Origin of the sequence: Streptomyces sp. NBC_01723 (assembly GCF_036246005.1) — a bacterium.
Classification (GTDB): domain Bacteria; phylum Actinomycetota; class Actinomycetes; order Streptomycetales; family Streptomycetaceae; genus Streptomyces.
Genome location: NZ_CP109171.1, coordinates 8,398,406 through 8,420,355, shown reverse-complemented (window position 1 = coordinate 8,420,355; position 21,950 = coordinate 8,398,406). Strand labels below are relative to the sequence as shown.

At 73.6% G+C, this 21,950-nt stretch carries 19 protein-coding genes and 1 pseudogene; 12 read left to right on the top strand and 8 right to left on the bottom strand.

The window, feature by feature from the left end:
- Positions 1–6: 6 nt before the first annotated feature.
- Positions 7–1,065 carry a winged helix-turn-helix domain-containing protein gene (locus OIE75_RS39085; protein WP_329473760.1) on the top strand — a complete coding sequence of 353 codons (1,059 nt, stop codon included), beginning with the start codon at positions 7–9 and terminating at the stop codon, positions 1,063–1,065.
- On the opposite strand, the gene OIE75_RS39080 is transcribed toward OIE75_RS39085, so the two are convergent.
- The 4 genes from OIE75_RS39080 to OIE75_RS39065 all read right to left on the bottom strand — a co-directional run bounded on the left by OIE75_RS39080 (position 1,002) and on the right by OIE75_RS39065 (position 4,770).
- Positions 1,002–2,294 carry a hypothetical protein gene (locus OIE75_RS39080; protein ID WP_329473759.1) on the bottom strand — a complete coding sequence of 431 codons (1,293 nt, stop codon included), beginning with the start codon at positions 2,292–2,294 and terminating at the stop codon, positions 1,002–1,004. The two genes, OIE75_RS39085 and OIE75_RS39080, sit on opposite strands and share 64 nt — an antisense overlap.
- A complete protein-coding gene (locus tag OIE75_RS39075; RefSeq protein ID WP_307017074.1) occupies positions 2,288–3,664 on the bottom strand; it encodes an N-acetylmuramoyl-L-alanine amidase in 1,377 nt (458 codons plus the stop codon). The genes OIE75_RS39080 and OIE75_RS39075 overlap by 7 nt, the downstream gene beginning before the upstream one ends.
- Before the next feature lie 254 nt (positions 3,665–3,918).
- On the bottom strand, positions 3,919–4,077 hold the full coding sequence (locus OIE75_RS39070) for a hypothetical protein (protein ID WP_329473758.1): 159 nt from the start codon (positions 4,075–4,077) through the stop codon (positions 3,919–3,921).
- Between the two features lie 444 nt (positions 4,078–4,521).
- The gene (locus OIE75_RS39065; protein WP_329473757.1) at positions 4,522–4,770 is read right to left on the bottom strand and encodes a hypothetical protein; all 249 of its coding nucleotides are present in this window, start codon (positions 4,768–4,770) and stop codon (positions 4,522–4,524) included.
- Positions 4,771–4,941: 171 nt separating this feature from the next.
- Between OIE75_RS39065 and OIE75_RS39060 the strand changes: the two genes are divergently transcribed.
- A complete protein-coding gene (locus tag OIE75_RS39060; protein ID WP_329473756.1) occupies positions 4,942–6,045 on the top strand; it encodes an ABC transporter substrate-binding protein in 1,104 nt (367 codons plus the stop codon).
- A 225-nt stretch (positions 6,046–6,270) separates the two neighbouring features.
- Here OIE75_RS39060 and OIE75_RS39055 read toward each other — a convergent pair.
- Positions 6,271–6,868, bottom strand: a pseudogene (locus tag OIE75_RS39055) (ABC transporter ATP-binding protein).
- On the opposite strand from OIE75_RS39055, the gene OIE75_RS39050 reads away from it, so the two are divergent.
- Positions 6,854–7,300, top strand: coding sequence for a MarR family winged helix-turn-helix transcriptional regulator (locus OIE75_RS39050; protein WP_307017066.1), 447 nt, complete (start codon positions 6,854–6,856; stop codon positions 7,298–7,300). The pseudogene OIE75_RS39055 and the gene OIE75_RS39050 overlap by 15 nt on opposite strands.
- 64 nt (positions 7,301–7,364) lie before the next feature.
- A complete protein-coding gene (locus tag OIE75_RS39045; RefSeq protein ID WP_329474157.1) occupies positions 7,365–8,708 on the top strand; it encodes an MFS transporter in 1,344 nt (447 codons plus the stop codon).
- Positions 8,709–8,831: 123 nt separating this feature from the next.
- Here the strand turns inward: OIE75_RS39045 and OIE75_RS39035 are convergent, their stop codons facing one another.
- On the bottom strand, positions 8,832–9,812 hold the full coding sequence (locus OIE75_RS39035; protein WP_329473755.1) for an MASE1 domain-containing protein: 981 nt from the start codon (positions 9,810–9,812) through the stop codon (positions 8,832–8,834).
- A gap of 58 nt (positions 9,813–9,870) precedes the next feature.
- Positions 9,871–10,701: a PP2C family protein-serine/threonine phosphatase gene (locus OIE75_RS39030; protein ID WP_307017062.1), complete on the bottom strand. Its 831-nt coding sequence runs from the start codon at positions 10,699–10,701 to the stop codon at positions 9,871–9,873.
- Between the two features lie 274 nt (positions 10,702–10,975).
- Between OIE75_RS39030 and OIE75_RS39025 the strand changes: the two genes are divergently transcribed.
- The 8 genes from OIE75_RS39025 (at position 10,976) to OIE75_RS38990 (ending at position 21,312) form a co-directional block, all read left to right on the top strand.
- Positions 10,976–11,875 (top strand): NAD-dependent protein deacetylase, encoded by a 900-nt coding sequence (locus tag OIE75_RS39025; RefSeq protein ID WP_329473754.1) that lies wholly within the window; start codon positions 10,976–10,978, stop codon positions 11,873–11,875.
- Between the two features lie 124 nt (positions 11,876–11,999).
- The gene (locus tag OIE75_RS39020; RefSeq protein WP_329473753.1) at positions 12,000–13,289 is read left to right on the top strand and encodes an ABC transporter substrate-binding protein; all 1,290 of its coding nucleotides are present in this window, start codon (positions 12,000–12,002) and stop codon (positions 13,287–13,289) included.
- Between the two features lie 49 nt (positions 13,290–13,338).
- Positions 13,339–14,283: a carbohydrate ABC transporter permease gene (locus OIE75_RS39015; RefSeq protein ID WP_125493806.1), complete on the top strand. Its 945-nt coding sequence runs from the start codon at positions 13,339–13,341 to the stop codon at positions 14,281–14,283.
- Positions 14,284–14,297: 14 nt separating this feature from the next.
- Positions 14,298–15,125 carry a carbohydrate ABC transporter permease gene (locus tag OIE75_RS39010; RefSeq protein ID WP_307017056.1) on the top strand — a complete coding sequence of 276 codons (828 nt, stop codon included), beginning with the start codon at positions 14,298–14,300 and terminating at the stop codon, positions 15,123–15,125.
- Positions 15,122–16,192, top strand: a complete 1,071-nt coding sequence (locus OIE75_RS39005) for a LacI family DNA-binding transcriptional regulator (protein WP_329473752.1) — start codon at positions 15,122–15,124, stop codon at positions 16,190–16,192. The genes OIE75_RS39010 and OIE75_RS39005 overlap by 4 nt, the downstream gene beginning before the upstream one ends.
- Positions 16,193–16,255: 63 nt before the next feature.
- Complete coding sequence (locus OIE75_RS39000; RefSeq protein ID WP_329473751.1) at positions 16,256–18,190, top strand: glycoside hydrolase 5 family protein; 1,935 nt, start codon at positions 16,256–16,258, stop codon at positions 18,188–18,190.
- Entirely contained in the window at positions 18,187–20,475 is a 2,289-nt protein-coding gene (locus OIE75_RS38995) for a glycoside hydrolase family 3 N-terminal domain-containing protein (protein ID WP_329473750.1), read from the top strand. Before OIE75_RS39000 ends, OIE75_RS38995 begins: the two co-directional genes overlap by 4 nt.
- A 15-nt stretch (positions 20,476–20,490) precedes the next feature.
- Positions 20,491–21,312 carry a siderophore-interacting protein gene (locus OIE75_RS38990; protein WP_329473749.1) on the top strand — a complete coding sequence of 274 codons (822 nt, stop codon included), beginning with the start codon at positions 20,491–20,493 and terminating at the stop codon, positions 21,310–21,312.
- Between the two features lie 5 nt (positions 21,313–21,317).
- On the opposite strand, the gene OIE75_RS38985 is transcribed toward OIE75_RS38990, so the two are convergent.
- Positions 21,318–21,827: a CGNR zinc finger domain-containing protein gene (locus tag OIE75_RS38985; RefSeq protein WP_329474156.1), complete on the bottom strand. Its 510-nt coding sequence runs from the start codon at positions 21,825–21,827 to the stop codon at positions 21,318–21,320.
- Positions 21,828–21,950 lie beyond the last annotated feature (123 nt).

Below are 21,950 nucleotides of genomic sequence, written 5' to 3'. Positions count from 1 at the left end.
GGCACGGTGCTTCACGTGGACTTCGACGAGGGCGCGTTGACCCGGATGCGCGTGGCCCGGGGCGCCGACCCGTTGTGGGAGACGGTGCTGAGCCTCCACCTGCTGCAGACCAGCCAGGAGCCCCTGGCCTACGACCCCTGGCGGCGCGAGGTGCGCGGCGCCCTGCACCGTGGTGGACTCGCCGGCGACGTACGGGCGTTGATGCGGCTGTGCCCGCCCACCGGGTACTTCCCGGACTTCCTGACGCCCGGTCGCGGCGACCTGGACCTGGCGCAGGGCGTGGACCGGGTGCGCTCGACACCCCGGAGCAGACTCGTCGCCGAACTCACCCGGCTCTGCGCGGACCCGCGCGGCCCGGTGCCGCGCAGTGTGCGGTGGGTGGCCTCCGGGGACGCGACCGCGCTGCGCTGGCTGGGCGGCACGCTGCGCCGCTACCACGCCGTGGCCGTGGCGCCCTACCTGCCCGTGATCCGTGCCCGGGCCGGGGAGGACCGCGCCCGGCGTGCCGAGGCGGCGCTGAGCGGTGGCGCCGAGGCCCTGCTCGCGAGTTACACGGACCTGCCGGGCTGGCGGCAGGACGGCACCCTGCTCGCCGCCCCCTACCCCGAGCCCCGGTCGCTCAGGCTGGGCGGGCGCCCGCTGACGTTGGTGCCCGCCTTCTTCTGCGTACGGACGCCGCTGGCCCTGGTGGACGAGTCGCTGCCGCCGGTGCTGGTGCACCCGCTGCGCCCGGAGCCGGGCTGGCTGCCGCGCCTGCGCGCCGGTGCGGCGAGGCCCTCCGTCGACCGGCTGACCGGGCCGTCGCGGGCCCGGATGCTGGAGTCGCTGGAGACGCCGATGACCACGACGTCGCTCGCCGCGGCGCTGTGCCTGGCACCGTCCACGGCGAGCCGCCACGCCGCCGTACTGCGTGAGGCGGGGCTGGTGGCGACCCGCCGCGAGGGCAACCGGGTACTGCACCGGCGTACCGCACTGGGGTCGGCGCTGCTGGACGGGGCCGTTCAGCAGGTGGGCACGCCGGGGAGCCATGAGTCGGCGACGTCGATGAAGATGTTGGAGACGTAGCCACCGTAGTCGGGCAGGTAGGACCAGGCGTCGTTGCTGTATCCGTCGTGGTTCACCAGCTCGCCGTGCACCTGGCAGCGGACCCGGACGGTCGTCGGTCCGGCCAGGCTCGCCACCCGGGTGGAGCCGGTGGTCGCCTGCTGACGGATGCTCACGTCGGTGCCCCAGGTCGGGAACGACGTGGTGTCTCCGCCGGCGTCGGTCCACAGGTAGGTGACGGTCACCCAGCCGTTGTCGTTGAGGCCCACGTTGTAGAAGGTGCCGTCGGCCAGGTCGATGCCGGCCGGATTGGCGACCTGGCGGCCGAACTCGTCGCGACCGCCGTTGTAGCCGTCCTCGTACGCCGCCTGTGCCTCGGGCCGGCCGCGCGGCAGGTCCTTCCACTGCTCGCGCTGCGTGGAGGGGTTCCAATGGTCGTCGTGCGTGTTCCACGGGCCGACGTCCCACACCGGCGCCGTCTCGCAGCGGGCGGGACCGCACACCTGCACCGAGTACTGTCCGCTGCCCTTGGGCGACAGGGCCCTCCGGGAGGGGAGCGCCACGAAGTGGTCGTTCGCCTTGATGACGTGGCCGTTGGCCGTGGTGTGGCCGACGAGGCCCTCGCGGGTGGCGTAGACGCGGGCGGAGAAGGCGGCGGCCGTCGGTGCGGACCCGGCTGAGACGCTGCCCGTGTCGTCCGCCGTCAGGGTCAGGGCGCGGACGGCGGCCGTGGCCTCGCCCTCGGCGTTCCACAGGGTGAGCCGGGCCTGGACGTCGACGACGTCGCGCGGCAGTCGCGCCGGGCTGCCGGCCGCCGCCCGCCGCCACTCGGTCCAGGTTCCGTCGGCGGCCCGTCCGCGCACGTCGACCTCGACGTCCGCCGCCTCGGGCACGGTCGCGTCGAGGTCCACGGTGACCCGGTTCACCGGCCGTTCCACGTGGTGGGTCTCCAGGACGGCGGAGGCGTAGCCGCGGTCCCGGTCCAGGGAGGCGGGGCTGACGGAGCCGTCCCGCACCCGCAGGGCGCCCTCCCCGTACCGCACGTTGACGTCGTCGCCGCCTGCCGGGGACAGGTCGGGGCGCCAGGACTCCGAGGCGGGCGCGGCGGTGGTGTCGGCGGCCGGCGCGGGAGCCGCGGCCAGTGCCGTGCCGGCGAGGGCGAGCAGGCACACGGTGCCGGTCAGGGCACGCGTGGGACGCGCCCCGCGGCGCGGGACGGAACCCGGGCGCGGGGTGGGAGGGGTCAGCATGTGGGCACTCCTGGGAGCCAGGCGTCGTCGACGTCGATGAAGATGTTGGACACGTATCCGCCGTAGTCCGGCAGGTACGACCAGGCATCGTTGCTGTAGCCGTCGTACTCGACGAGCCCGCCGTGGACCTGGCAGGCCACGCGGACGGAGGTCGGGCCGGGCAGACTCGCCACCCGGGCGGAGTCCGTCGTCGGCTGCTGACGGACGCTCACGTCCGTGCCCCACGTCGGGAACGGGGTGCCCGTGCCGCCGTCGTCGCCGCGGACCAGGCTCATGTAGTAGGCCCAGTCCCAGTGCGGGCCGGGGTCGGTGTGGTCGTTGCCGGGCACCTCGCTGTGTCCCACGATGTGCGCGCGGTCCCGGGGGATGCCGTACCTGTCGGTGAGGTGACGGGTCAGCGCCGCCGACGAGCGGTACATGGCGTCGGTGAACCAGGCGGGGTCGCTGACGTACCCCTCGTGTTCCACTCCCACGGAGTAGGGGTTGGCCGAGCGCGCGTGCCAGGCGGTGTCGCCCTCGCGGACGCTCTGGGTGATCTGGCCGTCGGAGGACCGCACCACGTAGTGGGCGCTGACCTGAGCCGACGGGTTCTGGAACCAGCTGATGGAGCCCGCGTAGGAGCCCTGCGTGACATGGACGACCACGGTGGTGATCGCCGAGTTGCGGCCCGCGGTGTAGTTGCCGGAGTACGCCGGGTTCCAGAGGGCCGGCGGGTAGTCGGCGGACGCGCTCGCCCCGGCACCGGTGTCGGTCCCGGCGTACTCTCCGCGCTGGGGCCGGACCTCGCGCGGGGCGACGGTGACCTGCTCGCCGCCGTCCACGCGGGTCCGGACGCCGTCGCCGAGGACGTCGTAGACGGCATCGGCGTACAGGCGCGCGGCGGCGTCGCTGCCGGAGGCCCCGTAGCGGGCGGCGGCCGGATACCAGGCGCCGAGGCGGTCCCGGTCCTCGGCGTCGAGGCCGGCCTCGTCGGCCAGGGCGCGCAGCACGGCGGCGCCGCCGCGGATGTTGGCGTCGCTGTCGCGTTTCAGGTCGGCGACGCTCTCGCCGGTGAGTCGTGCGGCTTGTTCCAGGGTGTGCCGTTCCGGGTTGCTGACCAGGTGCATCATGCCGTAGCCGTTGTCCTGGCTGGGCAGGCCGTCGTGGCCGTCCAGGCGGGTCTCGCCGTAGCCGACGGCGACCAGCAGGTCCCGGGGGACGTCGTAGGCGACGGCCGCGCGTGCGAATGCCTGGTTGACGGAGTCGTCCGGTGCGTTGGGCGCGGGTGCGGCGAGGGCCGGGGACGGCTGGCCGGTGAGGGCCAGTGCGGCCGCGGCGACCGCGGCGCACAGTGCGGTTCTCGCCCGTCCGGCGGGGAGTGAGGAGGACATGTGGGGGTGCTCCGCTCTCTCCGGTGCCCACGGGGTGTGGGGGCGGTTCGCGTGCGGCCGGGAGTCTTCTGCGGGCGGCCCGGCGGTGGCCGCGCGGGCACCGGGGGTGCGCGGCCGACCGGTCTCGCGAACGGGCCCGCGCGGGAGAGGAGTTCGCGCACACCGGTCGCCGCATGATGGATCGCCCGACTTGTCGTGAGCAAGTCATTGCAGCCTGAGCGAAAGACCGCGCCCCCGTGCTGTCCGCGCTCCCCTCAGCCGGCGCCGGGACGGACGACCACCGCGACGGCCTCGATCCGGCCGCTGTGTTCGAAGCGCAGGGTGAACGGCACCAGGTCTCCGTCGCGCCAGCCTTCCCGCGCCGGGACGGTCACGTCGCTGGTGTGCGGCGACATGTCGAGGGCGGCGCCCACGGGGACGGACGGCGCGTCCGTCCCCTGGCGGTACGCGGCTCCGCCGGGCGTCGTCCGGTGCCTGCTGAAGGTGATGTCCCCGGTGACCTCGGGGGGAGGTCACCTCGACCAGGCGGTCCTGCGCGCCCCCGCCATTGCCGATCGTGAAGAACGCGGCGGTCTCCGGGATTCCGGGCGAGGGCAGGTAGAGCCGGGCCTCGGTGACCTCGATGCGGGGAGGGCTGCCGGCGTGGCCGTACGCGGTCCAGACCGAGAGGGCGCCGAGCGCCGGGACGGCGGCGCAGAACGGGGCGAGGGCGGCCGAGGCCCGTACGACGAAGACCTGGCCCACCCGGAGGTCTTCGAGACGACGACGGGCGCGGTTAGGACGAAGCACCGCCGCGCACGTCATACCGCCGACGGCGATCTCGGTCACGACCTCGACGGAGACCGGTTCGGTGGCCATCAGTGTCCGTGCCCCCCGCCCATGTCCATGTCGTCCGTGCCGCCCTGGTCGCCGTCGCCGGTGCCGCCGTCCGTCGTTGCGGGACCGTGCATGCCCGGCGCGACCGGGCCGACGCTCCTGCCCACTCCGTAGGACACCGCGAACACCAGCACCAGCAGCACCAGGAACCCGCACAGCGCGGGTGGGGGAAGGTAGCTGCGCGGCGGGGCGGTCGCCGGACTGGATGCGGGGTGCCGGCTCTGCGTCATCTGTCCCATCTCCCGATCAGGTCGTACGGCTTCCGCCTGATCGGGCCGTACCGGTACAGGAGTCGGGACGATCCGGCTCCGGGTTCCGGGCGGGACGCGGGAAAATTGGTCTGCCCGTCGGCCGTGGCGACGGATGCAATGGCCAACGATCAACCGAGGAGACGTGGTCGCGTGAACACCCCCTTCGAAGCAGCGCGGGCCGGCGGGTCGTCCGTCCGGATCGGCGCCCTCGTTCCACTGACCCGGCCGGGCTGGGTCGAGGCGGGCCGCCATCTGCTCGCCGGCCTCGAACTGGCCGTGGACGAGGTCAACGACAGTGGCGGGGTGGCCGGTGGGCCGCTCGAGCTGGTGGTCCGGGACACCGCGGCCGATCCGGCGAAGGCCGCGGCGGCCGTGGAGGAGCTGGCCGGCCTGGGCGTGGCCGCCCTGGCCGGTGAGTACCACAGCGTCGTCGCCCGTGCCGCGGCTTCGAGAGCCGACGCGCTCGGCGTGCCGTACCTCTGCTCGTCGGCGGTACTGGACACGCTCACCGAACGGCCCACGGACCGGGTGGCGCGGCTCGCCCCGGCGCAGTCCCACGGGTGGCGCATCTACGGGGACTTCCTGCTCGGCGCGGGCCACCGCCGTGTCGCCGTGGCGACCCAGCCGAGTGTGTACTGGTCGTCCGGGACTCGCCTCCTGCGGGAGCACCTGGCTCCCCGCGGCGCCACCGTCACCGAGTTCGACATGAGCGCGCTCTCCCCCGCGGCCCTGTGCGACGCGCTCGCCGACCACGGCGCGACGGCCCTTCTCCTTCTGCTCGGCCACCCGGATCCGGCGGTCCCCGTGGTCAGGGCCGTGCGCCGCGACCCGCGACTGGCCGGGCTGACGCTCGGTGCCCCGGCCGGGCAGCCGGAGTTCGCCGAATGGGCCGGGGCGCTGGGCGCCGACGGTTCCGGGGTCCCGTTCCTGCGCTACCTGCCCGAGCGGCTCGGCCCGCTCGGCGCGCGGGTCGAGGCGGCCCTTCGCGCACGGCTGGACGAGGCGCCTTCCTTCGTCGCCTTCGAGGGCTACGACACGGTCGCCGTCCTCGCCGACGTGCTGCGCGGGGGCGGTGCGGAACCGGCGGGCACCGCCGGGTCCTGGTCCCGGGTCGACGTCGAAGGCACCCGGGGGCGGATCCGGTTCACCCGCACGCCCGGCATCGGCGTCGTGCAGTGGGCCTGGCCGCCGGTCCAGGTCGTGGACCGGGATCCGGCGCGCCCCGACCACTTCCGCGTCCTGCGCACCGGCTGAGCCCGCACGGAGCCGGCCGGCCCCACGCGTGACGGCGCCAGGACCCACCAGGGCAGTCCGGTACCGGGCATGAGGACGTGTCCCACGGCGGCGAGCACCACACCGACGGCCGCGAACATCGCGGCCCGCACGATGCGCAGAACCCCGCCGGCAGACATGACGCCTCGTCCTGGCACCCGGCGGGCGGGGCGTCCGGGGCGACGAAGGCAGGTGGGAGCGCACGCCTCAGGTGCCCGGCGACGAAACGGTGTGCGCCGCCTCACGGTCCGCGAGGGGCCGCGCGTCGTAGGTGACGCGGATGACGCCGTCCGCGTGCCGCTCCGTGGTCCCGCGCACGCCGAACACCTCGGCGAGGGTCTTCGGGGTCAGGACGTCCAGGACGGGTCCGGCCGCCACCACGGTTCCGTCGTGCAGGACGACCAGGTGGTCGCAGAGCCGGGGCGGCGAGGCCGAGGTCGTGGAGGACGGCGAGGGTGGTGATCCCGGTGGCGCGGATCAGGTCCAGCAGAGCGAAGCGGGCCCGGATGTCGAGGTGGTTGGTCGGTTCGTCCAGGACGAGCAGGCGCGGGCGCTGGACGAGCGCCCGTGCCAGCAGGACGCGTTGGTGCTCGACGCCGGCCAGTGAGGCGAAGTCCCGTTCTGCGTAGGGGCGTACGCCGCAGAGGTCGACGGCGTCGGCCACGGCCCGGTGGTCGGCGCCGTCGCGCCCCAGCAGCCCGCGGTGCGGGGCCCGGGCGAAGCCGGGCCGGGCCGGCAAATTATACAGGTTTATCTGTACAGCTGAGGCTGTGGAAGTTAACCTGTGCGCATGAGCGAGAACCAGTACCTGTCGCCGTCGGCGGTCGAGGCGTCCCGCGAGGTCCGCGCGGTCATCAGGCGTCTGCGGCGCCGCATCCTGAAGGCGTCCGAGGCGGAGGACATCACCGTGGGACAGGCGACCCTCCTCGCCCGCCTGTCCGACCGCGGCGGGGTCACGGCCAGCGAACTCGCCGCCGGCGAAGGGGTGCGGCACCAGTCGATGACGGCGACCATCGCTCCGCTGGCCGCCCTGGGACTGGTGGAGCGGCGGCCCGACCCGGACGACGGGCGGCGCCTGCTGATCACGCTGACCGCCGAGGGCCGTCGGCGGGTCGAAGAGGACCGGCAGGCACGCAAGGAGTGGCTCGCCGGCCAGTTGCAGGACAAGTGCACGGAGGAAGAGCGCCGGGCGGTGATCGCGGCCATGGCCGTCCTGGAGCGACTCACCCGTGACTGAGCAGACGGCGGCCCGGACGCGCGAGGAGGACCGGCCCGGCTTCGACCGGCGGCTGCTGCCGCCGATGCTGCTCGGTTCGGTCCTCAACCCGGTCAACTCGACGATCATCGCCGTCGCCCTCGTCCCCATCGGCAGCGCCCTGGGAGCGCCGGCCTCGCAGACCGCCTGGCTGGTCTCCGCGCTCTACCTGGCCACCTCGCTCGGACAGCCGGTCGTGGGCCGGCTCATCGACCTCTTCGGCCCGCGCAGGCTCTTCCTCCTCAGTACCGGCCTGGTCGGCGCGGCCGGAGTCGTCGGCGCCCTGGCACCGAACCTCGGCGTACTGATCGCCGCGCGGGTCCTGCTCGGCTTCGGCACCTGCGCCGGCTACCCCGCGGCGATGGCGCTGCTGCGTGGCGAGGCCGAGCGCACCGGGCGGGACAGTCCCGGCGGGGTACTGACCGCGCTGGCGGTCGCCAACCAGACCATCGCCGTCGTCGGCCCGCTGCTGGGCGGTCTGCTGATCGCCGCCGGGGGCTGGCGCACCACGTTCGCGCTGAACGTGCCCCTGGCCGTCGCCGCGGTGGTACTGGGGATGCTGCGCCTGCCCAAGCCGGCCGACGGGGCCGGGCGCCCGCGGCACGGACGGACGGCCGCGCAGCTCGACCTGCCCGGCATGGCGCTGTTCGCCGCGACGCTCGTCTCGCTGCTGCTCTTCCTGATGAACCTGCACCTGCGCGACTGGTACCTGATGGCGATCACCGTCGCCGCGGGCGCGGCCTTCGCGGCCCGGGAGCTGCGGGCCGCCACCCCCTTCATCGACCTGCGGGTCCTGGGCGGCAACACCCCGCTGCTCGCCACGTACGGGCGCGCGCTCGTGGCCTACGTCGTCGCGTACGCCTTCCGCTACGGCTTCACCCAGTGGACGGAGGAGGGCTTCGGGCTGTCGCCCTTCCGTGCCGGGCTGGCGCAGATCCCGATGTTCCTGCTGGCGATCGGCGTCTCGGTCGTCTCCGGGCGCAGCCGGAGTGTGCGCGGGAAGCTGCTGCTCGGCGCGGCGGGGCAGATCGTCGCCTGCGTGCTGATCCTCACGCTCACGGCTGAGAGCCCGCTGTGGATGCTGCTCCTGGTCGCCCTGGTCTTCGGCGTCCCGCAGGGGCTCAACAACCTGGCCTTGCAGAACTCGGTCTACTTCCAGGCCGATCCCGAGCGCACGGCGTCCTCCGCCGGTCTGCTGCGGACCTTCGCCTACGTAGGCTCCATGATCGCCTCTGCCGCGAGCGCGGCGGCCTTCGGGCAGCACGCGGACACCGGCGGCATGCACACGCTGGCCTGGGTCATGCTCGGCGCCGGGGTGGTGTTCCTCCTGCTGACCGTCTTCGACCGCACCCTGGGCCGCGGGACGGCACCGGACACACGGACGGCGTGAGGCTCACCGGCGCCGGCGCCCCCGACGACATGCGCCCGTGCACAGGGGACGGGACCGTGGTGCCCTTCCTGCTGTGGGACCCGGCCAAGCTCGGGGAGCCTGCGGGGCACGCCGCCGCCGCGCTCAGCGGACGTCCCCGCCGGGTGCCCCCGGGTTCTGGGAGCCCCCGGCGTTCAGGTGCTGCAAGGCCTCGACCAGCTCCTTGCAGGCCCGTTCCACCGACCGCCGGGTGTTGAGCTGCTCGCTGATCACCGCGGACAGCAGGAGCGCGGTGAGCCCCAGCGTGCCGTTGAACGCCTGGAGTCTCATCAACGTCTCGATGTCACTGAGCGCGCCGAAGGCGCCGACCTCCTCCCGGGCCACGACGGTGGCCGTCACCGAGGCGAAAAGGGCGCACGGTATGGCGCCCGCCAGCTGGAAGCGCAGCACGGAAAGGATCAGCAGGGGGTAGACCAGGAAGAGCAGGCTGACCGTGCTGTACATGATCAGCGGGACCAGTACGCCGACGACGACGGCGAGCCCCACGGCCTCGGTCCACCGGGCGGACGGCGGCGGCAGCCGCGCGCGGTGCAGGAGCAGCAGCAGCGGCGTGACGAGCACGACGCCCGTCGCGTCGCCGACCCACCACGCGAGCCAGACGAGCCAGAGGTCGCTCGACGGCAGCTTGTCCGACAGGACGAGCATCCCGACGCCCACCGCCGAACTGATCAGCATGGCCGTCAGCGCACCCAGGAAGACCAGCGACAGCCCGTCGCGCAGGCGGCTCAGGCTCACGCGGAAACCGACCGCCCGCAGCATCAGGTAGGAGCAGACGGGGGCCGCGGTGTTGCCGGCCACGATCCCGACGGCCGAGAGTCCGGGCCTGCCGAGGGAGACGATGACGAGCAGCGCGCCGAGCGCGATGCCGGGCACGCACCGTGGTCCGAAGAGCAGCAGACAGGCCACCGCGAGGCCGGTGGGCGGCCAGATGGGCGTGACGATCGCCCCGTCGGCGGTCAGCTGCTGCGACAGGCCCAGTCGCCCCGCCGCGTAGTAGAAACCGGCGACGAGCAGCGTCTCGCAGAGGAGGACGACCGGTCGCGGCCATGCACGGATATCCACCACGGAGCCATCAGACACCGGCCCCGGCCGGTCAGCGAGGTGAGAGGCGCCCCGTCCCGCCCTACGGCGTAACGGCGGGTCCGCCATGGCCGACGACGAGTACGGCGGCGTCGTCCTCGTGTCCGATCAGCTCGGCGTTCTTGAGCACGGCGGCCGCGAGGGACTGCGCATCCATGCCGGCGACGGCCGCGAGGCCCGCCAGCCGCGCCACCCTGTCGAGCCCGTCGTCGATGCTGAGGGACGGCCCCTCCACGACGCCGTCCGTGACCAGGACGAGCACGCCGCCCGCGGCGAGCCGGTACCGGGTCACCGGATACTCGGCCCCCTCCAGGACGCCCAGCGGCGGCCCGCCCTCGTCGTGGCAGACCTCGGCCCTGCCGTCCGCGGCGGCCCGGACACAGGGGATGTGGCCGGCCCGCGCGCTCTCCAGGACGCCCGTGGCCGGGTCGAAGCGGATGAAGGTGCAGGTGGCGAAGAGGTCCTTGTTCAGGGACAGGACGAGGTCGTTGGTCCAGGCGAGCAGGTCCCCCGGCTGACTCGTCACGGAGGCGAGCGCCCGCAGGCCGACGCGGACCTGGCCCATGAACGCCGCCGCGTCGATGGCGTGGCCCTGCACGTCACCGACGGAGAGCCCGACGCGGCCGTCGGGCAGCTCGAAGGCGTCGTACCAGTCGCCGCCCACGTTGAGTCCGGCGTACGCGGGCGCGTAGCAGGCGGCCAGGTGGAAGCCGGGGACCGTGGGAAGGTCGGCGGGCAGCATGTCGCGTTGCAGGGCGATCGCGAGCTCCATCTGGGACCTGCGCAGTTCGGCCAGCTCCCGGGCCTGAGTGGTCAGCGACGCCAGCCGGGCCAGCAGCTCTTCACCGTCAGGTGCGGGACGCTTGCGGAACATCGACCACTCCCGGACCAGGACGCCTCCGTACGGGCGTCAGCCACCCGCGGGCCTGGCCAGTGCAAGTGTGTCACCCGGCCCGGGGAAGGGCATGTCGGAGCGGGTCGCCGGGCGCGGCCGGGGGTGGGTCGCCCGGCGCGGCCCGGCGCGGTTCGACCAGCGCGGGCCGCAGCCGCACCCAGCAGGCACCGGGCACGTCCCGGTCCCCGCCCGAAGCGAACAACGGACACGCCCCGGCGTCCGGAAGGGCGCCCGGTTTCCGTACCCTTGCCGCATGCGTATGCGGCCCACTCTGAGCTGGACCCCGGGAGCGGACCTGCCGCCGGGCACGACGGACCTGGAGCCCGTCGCCGACGCGCTGGGCGCCGGTGGGGTGGTGGTGCTCAGCGGGGCCGGGATCTCGACGGAGTCGGGGATTCCCGACTACCGGGGCGAGGGCGGCAGCCTGAGCCGGCACACGCCGATGACGTACCAGGACTTCACCGGCAGCGCGGCGGCCCGGCGTCGCTACTGGGCCCGCAGTCACCTCGGCTGGCGCACCTTCGGCCGGGCGCGGCCCAACGCCGGGCACCGGTCCGTGGCCGCGTTCGGGGACCGGGGCCTGCTCGCCGGCGTGATCACCCAGAACGTCGACGGTCTGCACCAGGCCGCCGGCAGCGAGGACGTCGTCGAACTGCACGGCAGCCTGGACCGCGTCGTCTGCCTGACCTGCGGCGCGTTCAGCCCGCGGCGCGAACTCGCCCGGCGGCTGGAGGCGGCCAACCCGGGCTTCGAGCCGGTGGCCGCCGGGATCAATCCGGACGGCGACGCCGATCTCACCGACGACCAGGTCGGGGACTTCCGCGTGGTGCCCTGCGCACTGTGCGGCGGCGTCCTCAAACCGGACGTGGTGTTCTTCGGCGAGGCCGTCCCGCCCGCACGCGTGGAGCACTGCCGCGAACTGGTCCGGGGTGCCACCACTCTGCTGGTCCTGGGCTCCTCGCTGACGGTGATGTCGGGGCTGCGGTTCGTCCGCCAGGCGGCCCGCGCCGGCACGCCGGTGCTGATCGTCAACCGGGACCCGACCCGCGGTGACCGGGAGGCCGTCGTACGGGTCGCGCTCCCGCTGGGCGCGGCCCTCACCACCGTGGCCGGCCGGCTCGGGATCGCCGCCGACGACACCGCGACGGCCTGACCGGACCCGTCGAAGTCCCCGGCGTCACCCCCTTGACCGCGGTCCCTCCACTCCATATGGTCCTCGCACCTCACGAGGTACATCGATTAACCAATCGTTAACCGCTTGGTTGGAGACCCCCGCTGTGCGCTCTTCGCTGACTCGGCGCGACCTGTTCGCCGCCGGTTCCGGCCTGGCTGCGGCCGTTGCCCTGCCCGCTCTGTCCGGCTGTTCGTCGTTGGCGTCGGCGGACTCCGATCCGGACACCCTCGTCGTCCACACCCAGCTCGGCACGACCGCGCCGGGCTCCCCCACCTACCTCGCGGCCGTCGACCGCTTCCGCGAGGAGAACCCGGGGCTGAAGGTCAAGAACCTCGTCAACGGCGACGACCTCGGCCAGGTGTACGAGACCTCCCGGCTGGCCCGCAAGGAGGCCGACGTCGTGATGGTCAACCTCTACGACAAGACGCTGGCCTGGACGGACGTCGGCGCGACCGTCGACGTCCGCCCCTACCTCGACGACTGGGGGCTGCGCGACCGGGTGCTGCCCGCCGCCCTGGCCGACTGGACCGACGACGAGGGCCGGGTCAGGGCGTTCCCCTACTTCGCCACGAACTGGCCCGTCGCCTACAACCGCGCCCTGCTCGACCGGGCCGGCGTCGACGAGATCCCCACCACGGGGGACGCGTTGATCGCCGCGGCACGCAAGCTCCGCGCCAAGGGCATCGCCCCCGTGACCGTCGGCGGCAACGACTGGACCGGGCAGAAACTGATGGCGCAGATCATCCAGACGTTCCTGTCGCAGGAGGAGGCCCGGCACGTCTACTCCACCGGCGACTTCGGCGGCCGCGGCGCCCGCCGGGGCATCGAGTACTTCACGCACCTGCGCGACGCAGGAGTCTTCGCGGACAAGGCGCAGGGGCTCACGTCCGACTCGATGAACACGCAGTTCAACACCGAGGAGGCGGCGGTCCAGTCGGCGATGTCCTCGGCGCTCGCCAAGGTGCCGGAGAAGGTGGCCCGGCACACCGAGGTGGGCGGCTGGCCCCTGGCCGACGGCGCGGCGCACGAGGGCCCGACCGTCATCCGCGCCTACACCCTCATCGGTTTCTGGATCAGCCCCAACGGCGTGCGCAAGATCGAGCAGGTCGAGAAGTTCCTGCGGTTCATGTACCGGCCCGACACGGTGGCCCGGTTCGTGACGGAGAGCGGCCGGGACATGGCCCTTCGCACGGACGCCGTGAGTAACGACTTCCCCCTCGTGGGTGCGGCCCAGCGGCTCGGTTCCGAGGTGAGCCAGGTCCTCCTCCCCGACGTGTACGTGCCGCCCGCCGCAGCGCAGCAGCTGATCACCGCGACCAGCACGTCCTTCACCCGGGGCACCGGCGCGGCCCGCGTGCGCGCCGCCCTCGAGTCCGCGTACCGGTCCGCATGAACCGCCCGGTCCCCCTCGTATCCGCCCCCCGTACTCCGGGAGTCACCGCATGACGACGCTCACGACGACGCCGGACGGCAGCGCGGCCCGTCGGTCCGCACCCCCGCCCTCGCCCGCCTCCGCACCGCGCGGGCGCCGGCGGCAGGGCGGCACCGTCCTCGCGGTCCCCGCACTCGCGTGGTACCTCGTGTTCATGGTCGGGCCGCTGCTCGCGATCTTCGTGATCGCGGCCCTGCACTGGCCGGGCATGCTCCAGCCGGTGTCCTTCGCGGGCCTCGACAACGTCCGGGTGGTCCTGGACGACCCGGTGTTCTGGGACGCGGTCCGCAACACGGTCGTACAACTGGCCGTCGCCCTGCCCGTGATGATCGTGTGCGCGTACATGCTGGGGTACTACGTCGCCCAACGGCCGCCCGGGCACCGCGTCCTGCGGTACCTGCTCTTCATCCCGGGGCTGATCTCGACGCCCGCGAAGGCGATGGTCTTCTACGCCGCCCTGTCCCCGGACGGCCTGCTCAACGGGGCGTTGACGGGCATCGGCCTGGGTTCGCTCACCGACGCGTGGCTGGCCTCGCCCTCGACGGCGCTGGCGTGTCTGATCGCCCTGGACGTCTGGAGCGGCATCGGCTTCACCGCCGTCCTGTTCGCGGCCCGGCTGGGCAGTGTGCCGGACGAGCTGGGCGAGGCCGCACAGCTGGACGGGGCGGGCCACTGGCGGACGATGTGGTCGGTGCACTTCCCGGTGATCCGCGACTACGTGGGCGTGGTGACGATGCTCCAGTTCCTGTGGACGCTGTTCGGCTCGGCGCAGCACGTGCTGCTGCTGACACAGGGCGGTCCGGGGACGTCGTCCACCACCCTGTCGTTCCTCGTCTACCAGAAGGCGTTCATCGCCGCGGACCTCGGCTACAGCCAGACGGTGGGCGTCCTGCTCTTCCTCGCCGGCCTCGTCGGGCTGCTGACGATCCGCCGTGTCTTCCGCCAGAACTACTGATCGGAGCAGCACTCATGAAGCTCGGCAAGCGCTGGCTCCCGGCCCACGTCCTGGTGTGGACGTACGCGGTGCTGCTCGTCGTCCCGCTGTACTACTTCCTCGCCTCGGCGTTCAAGTCGAACGAGGAGATCTTCGCCCACCCCTTCGCCCCGCCCACCTCGCTGGGCCTGGACAACTTCCGGACCGCGTTCGACAGCGCCGACCTGGGGCTCGCGGTGGTCAACTCCGCGCTGGTGACGGTGTTCTCGCTGGCGCTGACGCTGCTGCTGGCGATCCCGGCCGCGTTCGCCCTGGCCCGTTCGACCGGGCGGCTGGCGGGGCTGGTGGAGAAGGTCTTCTCCCTGGGCTTCCTGATCCCCACCTTCGCCGCGCTCTTCCCCACCTTCCTGCTGGCGGCGGCCACCGGGCTGTTCCACACCCGGATCTTCATGGTGCTCTTCCTGCCGGCGACGGCGCTGCCGCTGTCGGTGGTGATCCTGGTGCAGTTCATGCGCACCATCCCGCCGGAGATGGAGGAGGCCGCCCGGCTGGACGGGGCGTCGACCTTCGCGGTGCTGCGCCACGTCTACACGCCGATGTGCCTGCCGGGCATCGCCACGGTGCTGCTGCTGAACTTCCTGACCTTCTGGAACGAGTACCTGTACTCGCTGGTCATCATCGGTCCGGACCCGGCGCAGCGCACGGTCCAGGTGGCGCTGCCCACGCTCAAGTCGATCACCGGCACGGACTACGGCGTCCTGACGGCGGGCACGGTGCTGACCCTGGTGCCGGTGTGGATCGTCTACACGGTGCTCCAGAAGCGCATGCAGCAGGCCCTGGTCAGCGGGGCGGTGAAGTCGTGAGCGTGTCCACCGAGCGGCCGGGCCGACGGCCGACGATCAAGGAGGTCGCCGCCGCGGCCGGCGTGTCGACCGCCGCCGTCTCGCAGGCGTTCAACAACAAGGGCCGGCTCTCCGAGGCGACGCGCCGCCGCATCCTCGACGCCGCGCTGGAGCTGGGGTGGAGCCCCAACGCCCCGGCGGCGGCGCTGCGCAACGCCCGTACCCGCAGCCTGGCCCTGGTGGTCCGGCGGCCCACCGACGTGCTGGGCTCCGACCCGCACTTCAGTGAGCTGATCACCGGCATAGAGGGCGAGCTGGCGCCGCGCGGCTACGGTCTGCTGCTGCACCTGGTGAGCGGTCATCGGGAGGAGTACGCGCTCTACGAACGGCTCGCGGCCGAGGGCCGGGTGGACGGGGCGGTGCTCACCGACGCCCGCGACGAGGACGCCCGCCCCGCCCTACTGGACCGGCTGGGGCTGCCCGCGGTGCTGCTGGGCGCGCCGGACGGCACGGGCGTCGTGCCGCGGGTCGGCCTGCGGGACCAGGGGGCGGGGATCGCCGAGGCCGTCGCACATCTGCTGGAGCTCGGCCACCGGCGCGTCGCCTACGTCAGCGGGCCACCGGAGCTCCAGCACACCCGGGTGCGCAGGGCCGCCTTCGAGGACGCCCTGCGCGCGGCCGGGCTGCGCCCCTTCGCGGTCCTGCCGACCGACTTCAGCGAGCGGCACGCCGTCGGAGCCACCGAGGCGCTGCTCGCGGCGGACGACCGGCCCACCGCGCTGGTGTACGCGAACGACTCGATGGCGGTGTGCGGCATCGGCACCGCGCAGCGCGCCGGGCTGGCCGTACCCCGGGACGTGTCCGTGGTCGGCTACGACAACCTGCCGCTCGGCAGCTGGCTCCATCCCCGGCTGACCACCGTCGACCAGCAGGTGCAGCGGGTCGGCGCGGCAGCCGCCCGCATGCTGCTGGCCCTGTGCGGCGAGCCGGTCGAGGAGACCGGCCTGGACGGGCGGCCGCGGCTGGTCGTCCGTGAGTCCACCGGCCCCGCCCCGCCCGGGGGCGGCGCCACGGGCCACCCCGGCTGACCCCACGGCCGCGACGCACCCGCGGCCACGCACCACCCGAACCCCCACCACGCGAGAAGGACCATGCGACGCGACAGCGCCCAGCTCACCCACCAGCCCGCCGTCCTGCCCTGGCTCGGCGCCAACTTCTGGTCCCGCACCGGCGGTCCGCTGATGTGGCGCAACTACGACCCGAAGACCGTCCGCGAGGAACTGCGCGTACTGGGCGACCACGGACTGAACATGACCCGGTCGTTCTTCTACTGGCCCGACTTCCACCCGGAGCCGGACCGCGTCGACGACGAACTGTGCGCGCGGTTCGACGACTTCCTGGACGCCCACCTCGAAGCGGGCATGGGGACGGTACCCACGTTCATCGTCGGCCACATGTCCGGTGAGAACTGGGACCCGGCCTGGCGCGGCAACCGCGATTTGTACGAGGACGTGTGGATGGTCGGCCGCCAGGCGTGGTTCGTCTCCCGCATGGCACGCCGTTTCAAGGACCACCCGGCGGTCGCGGGCTGGCTGATCACGAACGAGATGCCCGGCTACGGGCGGATCTACCAGGTGGACCCGCCGTCGGCCGACGTGGTGACCGCCTGGGCCCAGGCCATGTGCAACGCGGTGCGCGCGACCGGGGCGACGCAGCCGGTGTCGCTGGGCGACGGGGCGTGGGGCATCGAGGTCACCGGCCGCGACAACGGCTTCTCGCTGCGGGAGACCGCCGAGTACGTCGACTTCGTCGGCCCGCACGTGTACCGCTCCGACACCGACCGGCCGCGGCAGCACTACCGCGCGGCCTTCGAGTGCGAGCTGGCCGCGGTGACCGGGCAGCCCGTGGTGCTGGAGGAGTTCGGGCTGTCCACCGACACCGTCTCGGCCGCCAACGCGGGCCATTTCTACCGCCAGACCCTGCACAACTCGCTGCTGGGCGGGGCCACCGGCTGGATCGCCTGGAACAACACCGACTACGACGACCTGTGGGACCAGTCCCCCTACGACCACCACCCCTTCGAGATGCACTTCGGCATCACCGACTCCACGGGCGCGCCCAAGGAACCGCTGCGTGAACTGGCCGCCTTCGCCGACGTGCTGAAGGCCGTGGACTTCCCGAACTGCGCCCGCACGGAGGCCGACGCCGCGCTGGTGGTGCCCGCCTTCCTGGAACGCGGTTACCCGTACAGCCGCCCCGCCGACCGGCCGCTCATCTTCACGTCCCTGCACCAGGGTTACGTCACGGCGCGCGCCGCCGACCTTCCCGTCGCCCTCACGCGCGAGGCCGACGGGCTGCCCGGCGAGGCGTCGCTCTACCTGCTGCCCGCGACCCGGCAGCTCACCACGCGTACCCGCCGGGAGCTGGCCCGCCGGGCCGCCGACGGCGCCACCGTGTACCTGTCGTTCTGCTCCGGCGAGCACCCGGGCACGCGTGGCCCCTGGTTCGACGACCTGGACGGGCTCTTCGGGGTGGAGCTGCAGTTGTCCTACGGCGTCGCCGAGCCGATCGAGGACGACATGCTGGAGATGACGTTCACCGAGGACTTCGGCGGCCTGCGCGCCGGAGAGGTGCTGCGCTTCCCGGTCGCGGGGAACGAGGACAGCCGCGCCTACCTGCCCGTGGTGCCGCGCGCGGGCCGGGTCGTCGCCGTGGACGCGCACGGCCGGCCCGCCCTGGTGGTGCACGAGACCGGCACGGGCCGTACCGTGCTGGCCACCTACCCGCTGGAGCACATGGCGGCCCGGACGGCGCGCGTCAACCCGGATGCCACACACCGGCTGTACGCCGCGCTGGCCCGGGTGTCGGGCGCGCGGCGGCCCGTCACGGTGGCCGATCCGCACGTCTCGGCGGACGTCGTCGCGCACGCGGACGGCCGCCGCTTCGTCTGGCTGGTCAGTCAGAGCGACGGGCCGCTGGTGGTCCGCCCGGAGACCGAGGGGAAGCTGCACGGCCTGGCCGACGGCGAACCCGTGGAGGACGTGCGGATCGACGCGTACGGCGTCGCCGTCCTGGAGCTGCGATGACCGTCCCCCGCTACCTCGACCCGGCGGCGCCGGTGCCGGAACGCGTCCGCGACCTGCTGGACCGCATGACCCCGGCGGAGAAGGTGGGCCAGCTCAACCAGCGCATGTACGGCTGGCACGCCTACGAGCGCGGCCCGGACGGCCACCGCCTCACGGACGCGTTCCGCGAGGAGATCGCCGCCTTCGACGGCATGGGCGCGCTGTACGGACTCCAGCGGGCGGACGCCTGGTCGGGCGTCGGGCTCGAGGACGGCCTGGACGCCCGGGACGGCGCCCTGACGGCGGCGGCCGTCCAGCGGCACGTCAGGGACCACACCCGGCTGGGCATCCCCGTCCTGCTGGTCGAGGAGATGCCGCACGGCCACCAGGCGCTGGACGGCACGGTGCTGCCGGTCAACCTGGCGGCCGGCGCCACCTGGGATCCGGAGCTGTACGCGGATGCCGTGGCCGGCGCGGGCGCCGAACTGCGGGCCCGGGGCGCGCACGTCGCCCTGGTGTCCGCGCTGGACCTCGTACGTGATCCGCGCTGGGGGCGCAGCGAGGAGTGCTTCGCCGAGGACCCCTACCTCGCGGCACGGATGACCGAGGCGCTGGTCGAGGGTGCGCGGCGGGCGGGTGTCGCCGTGGTGCTGAAGCACTTCGCCGGCCAGGGCGCCACGGTCGGCGGGCGCAACAGCGCGGCGACGGAGCTGGGCCACCGCGAGCTGCACGAGATCCACCTCGCGGCGGCCCGGGCCGGGGTGGCGGCGGGCGCGGCCGGGGTGATGGCCGCCTACAACGAGTTCGACGGCGTGCCGTGCGTGGCCAACCGGTATCTGCTGACCGAACTGCTGCGCGACGAGTGGGGCTTCGACGGTGTCGTGATGGCGGACGGAACCGCGATCGACCGGCTGGTGCGGCTGACGGGTGACCCCGTGTCGGCAGCGGCCCTGGCCCTGGACGCCGGCTGCGATCTGGGTCTGTGGGACGACTGCTTCTCCCGGCTGGGCGAGGCCGTGGAACGGGGGCTGGTGTCCGAGGGCGCGTTGGACGCCGCGGTGGCGCGGGTGCTCACGCTGAAGTTCCGCCTCGGTCTGTTCGAGCGGCCGGGGCCCGAGGACGGGCCAGGGCGTCCCGGCCGGCCGGACGTCGGCGGCCTGGGCGAGCGGATCGCCCGTGCCTCGGTGACGCTGCTCGCGCACGAGGGCGGGGTCCTGCCGCTGTCCCGGGCCGCGCGGCGGATCGCGGTGCTCGGGCCCAACGCGGATTCCGTCGCCCAGCAGATCGGCGACTACACGGCACCGCAGCGGCCCGGTGACGGCGTCACCGTCCTGGACGGCATCCGTGCCGCCGTCACGCCCGGCACCGAAGTGGGGTACGCCCGTGGGTGCGAGCTGGTGGGGGACGACGTGTCGCGGGTGCCCGAGGCCGTGGCACTGGCCGCCGGCGCGGACGTCGCCGTGCTGGTGCTGGGCGGTTCCAGTGCCCGCACCGCCGGCACCGCCTTCGAGGAGAACGGGGCGGCCGTCACCGGGGCCGGAGCGCCGTCCGGCATGACGTGCGGTGAGGGCGTCGACCTCGCGGACCTTGCCCTGCCACCGGCGCAGCGGGCCCTGCTGGCCGCGGTGTCGGCGACCGGGACGCCGGTCGTGGTGGTGCTGGTGCAGGGCCGGCCGCACGCCCTGCCCGAGGTCGGCGCACCGGTCTCGGCGGTGCTGAGTACCTGGTACCCGGGGCCGCGGGGCGGGCGCGCCGTGGCCGAGGTGCTGTTCGGCGACGCCGAGCCGCGCGGGCGGCTGCCGGTGTCCGTGCCCCGCTCGGCCGCCCAACTGCCCGTCTTCTACAACGGCAAGGACCACCGCTACCGCGGCTACGTCGACCAGAGCGCGACGCCCCGCTACGCCTTCGGGCACGGACTGTCGTACACGAGCGTCGAGTACGGGGCGCCGCGCCTGTCGCGGGCCCGGGTCGCCGTGGACGCGCCCCGCCTGACCTGCCGGGTCGCCGTCCGCAACACCGGGACGCGGCCGGCCGACGAGACGGTGCAGCTGTACCTGCGCCGGGTGTCGGGAGGCACGTCCTGGCCACGGGTGCGCGAGCTGCGGGGGTTCGTCCGCGTGCGCCTCGCGCCGGGCGAGCGGGCCGACGCGGTCTTCGACGTGGACGCGGCGACGCTGGCGTCCGTGGGGCGCGACCTGCGCCTTGCCGTCGAGGCGGGCGTGGTCGAACTGGAGACGGGACCGGCGTCCGACCGCACCCGGGGGGCGCGTCTGGAGATCACCGACTCGGAATCGCACGCAACTTAGGCTAGCCTTCCCTTCATGGCGAAGGTTCGTCGGCTCACGCCCCAGCAGCCCGAGATGTTCCGCGCCCGCGTGGTGCGGACCGAGCGGGTCACCCCGTCCATGCAGCGCGTCACGGTCACCGGACCGGGGCTCGGCGACTTCCCGTGGTTGGGGTACGACCACTGGTTCCGCCTCTTCCTCCAGCTCCCCCACCAACGCACCCTCAGGCTCCCGGAGTTCACCGGCGCCCAGTGGTGGCAGCCGTACCTGGCCATCCCCGAGGCCGAACGGCCGCACTGCGCCAACTACTCCGTGGCCGGCTTCCGCCGCGATGGCGCGGAGATGGACATCGACTTCGTGGTCCACCGCGGGCCCACGGGCGAGATCGAGGGCCGGGCCGCGATCTGGGCCTGTGCCGCCCGGCCCGGCGACGCGCTCGCCGTGCTCGACCAGGGGATCCTCTTCGACTGCCCGCGGGACGCCTCCGAGGTCACCGTCGTGGCCGACGAGACGGGCCTGCCCGCGACGGCGGGCATCCTGCGCTCTCTCCCCGCCGACGCGGTGGGCCGGCTCATCCAGGAGATCCCCACCGCGGCCGACCGGCGCGAGCTGCACGCCCCGCCCGGCGTGACCGTCACCTGGGTCGTGCGCGAGGACAGCACCTCCGTCCCCGGCGTCGCCGCCCTGGGCGCACTGCGCCGGGTCACCCGCGCCGAGGCCACGGGGTACGCCTTCGTCGTCGGCGAGTCGACGCTGGCCACCGAGGGCCGCAGGCACCTGCACCGCCTCGGCCTGCCGAAGGAACGCATCACGTTCTCGGGCTTCTGGAAGCACGAGAAGGCGCGGGCCGCGGCCTGAGGGGTTCAGGACTGGGCGTCCTTGACCCGCTGGTAGTGGCGCCGGGCCTTCATCCGGTTCCCGCACTCGGCCATGGAGCACCACCGGGCGCTGTTGGGCTTGCTCCGGTCCAGCAGGAAGAGCCGGCACTCGGGGTTCCCGCACGGCTTGAGCCGTCCCGGCCTCGCCTCCTGCAGATGCGCCCAGGCCAGTACGGACTCCACCGCGAGACGCCGCGCCGCGGGCACCCGTAGCGACCACTCCAGCCTGCCGTCCTCGATGCCGGGCACGCTGTCGACCCCGTCGAGGAACCCGCGCAGGGACTCCGGCGCGCGCTCGCCCCGGACGACACCCTGAAGCGCGTCCCGCACCTCGGCGAGGAAGGCGATCTCCTCACGCGTCCCGGCCCCGCCGTGGTCGCGCACCCAGGCGCGGGCCTCGTCGGGCGCGCCCAGGGCGTCGTGCACAGTGCCCTCCACGACGGGCGTCGTATTGAGCAGCTCCAGGAGCCTCTCCTCGGCCGCCCTGTCGATCATCACATCCACTGCCTAACCCCTCTTCGCAGACTGACAGGTTACAGCCGTCCGCATATTCTAACCCCTTACATGCGCTTGACAGGTTATCCACGGGATGCTCCACTGAAGCTAACCACTTAAAGC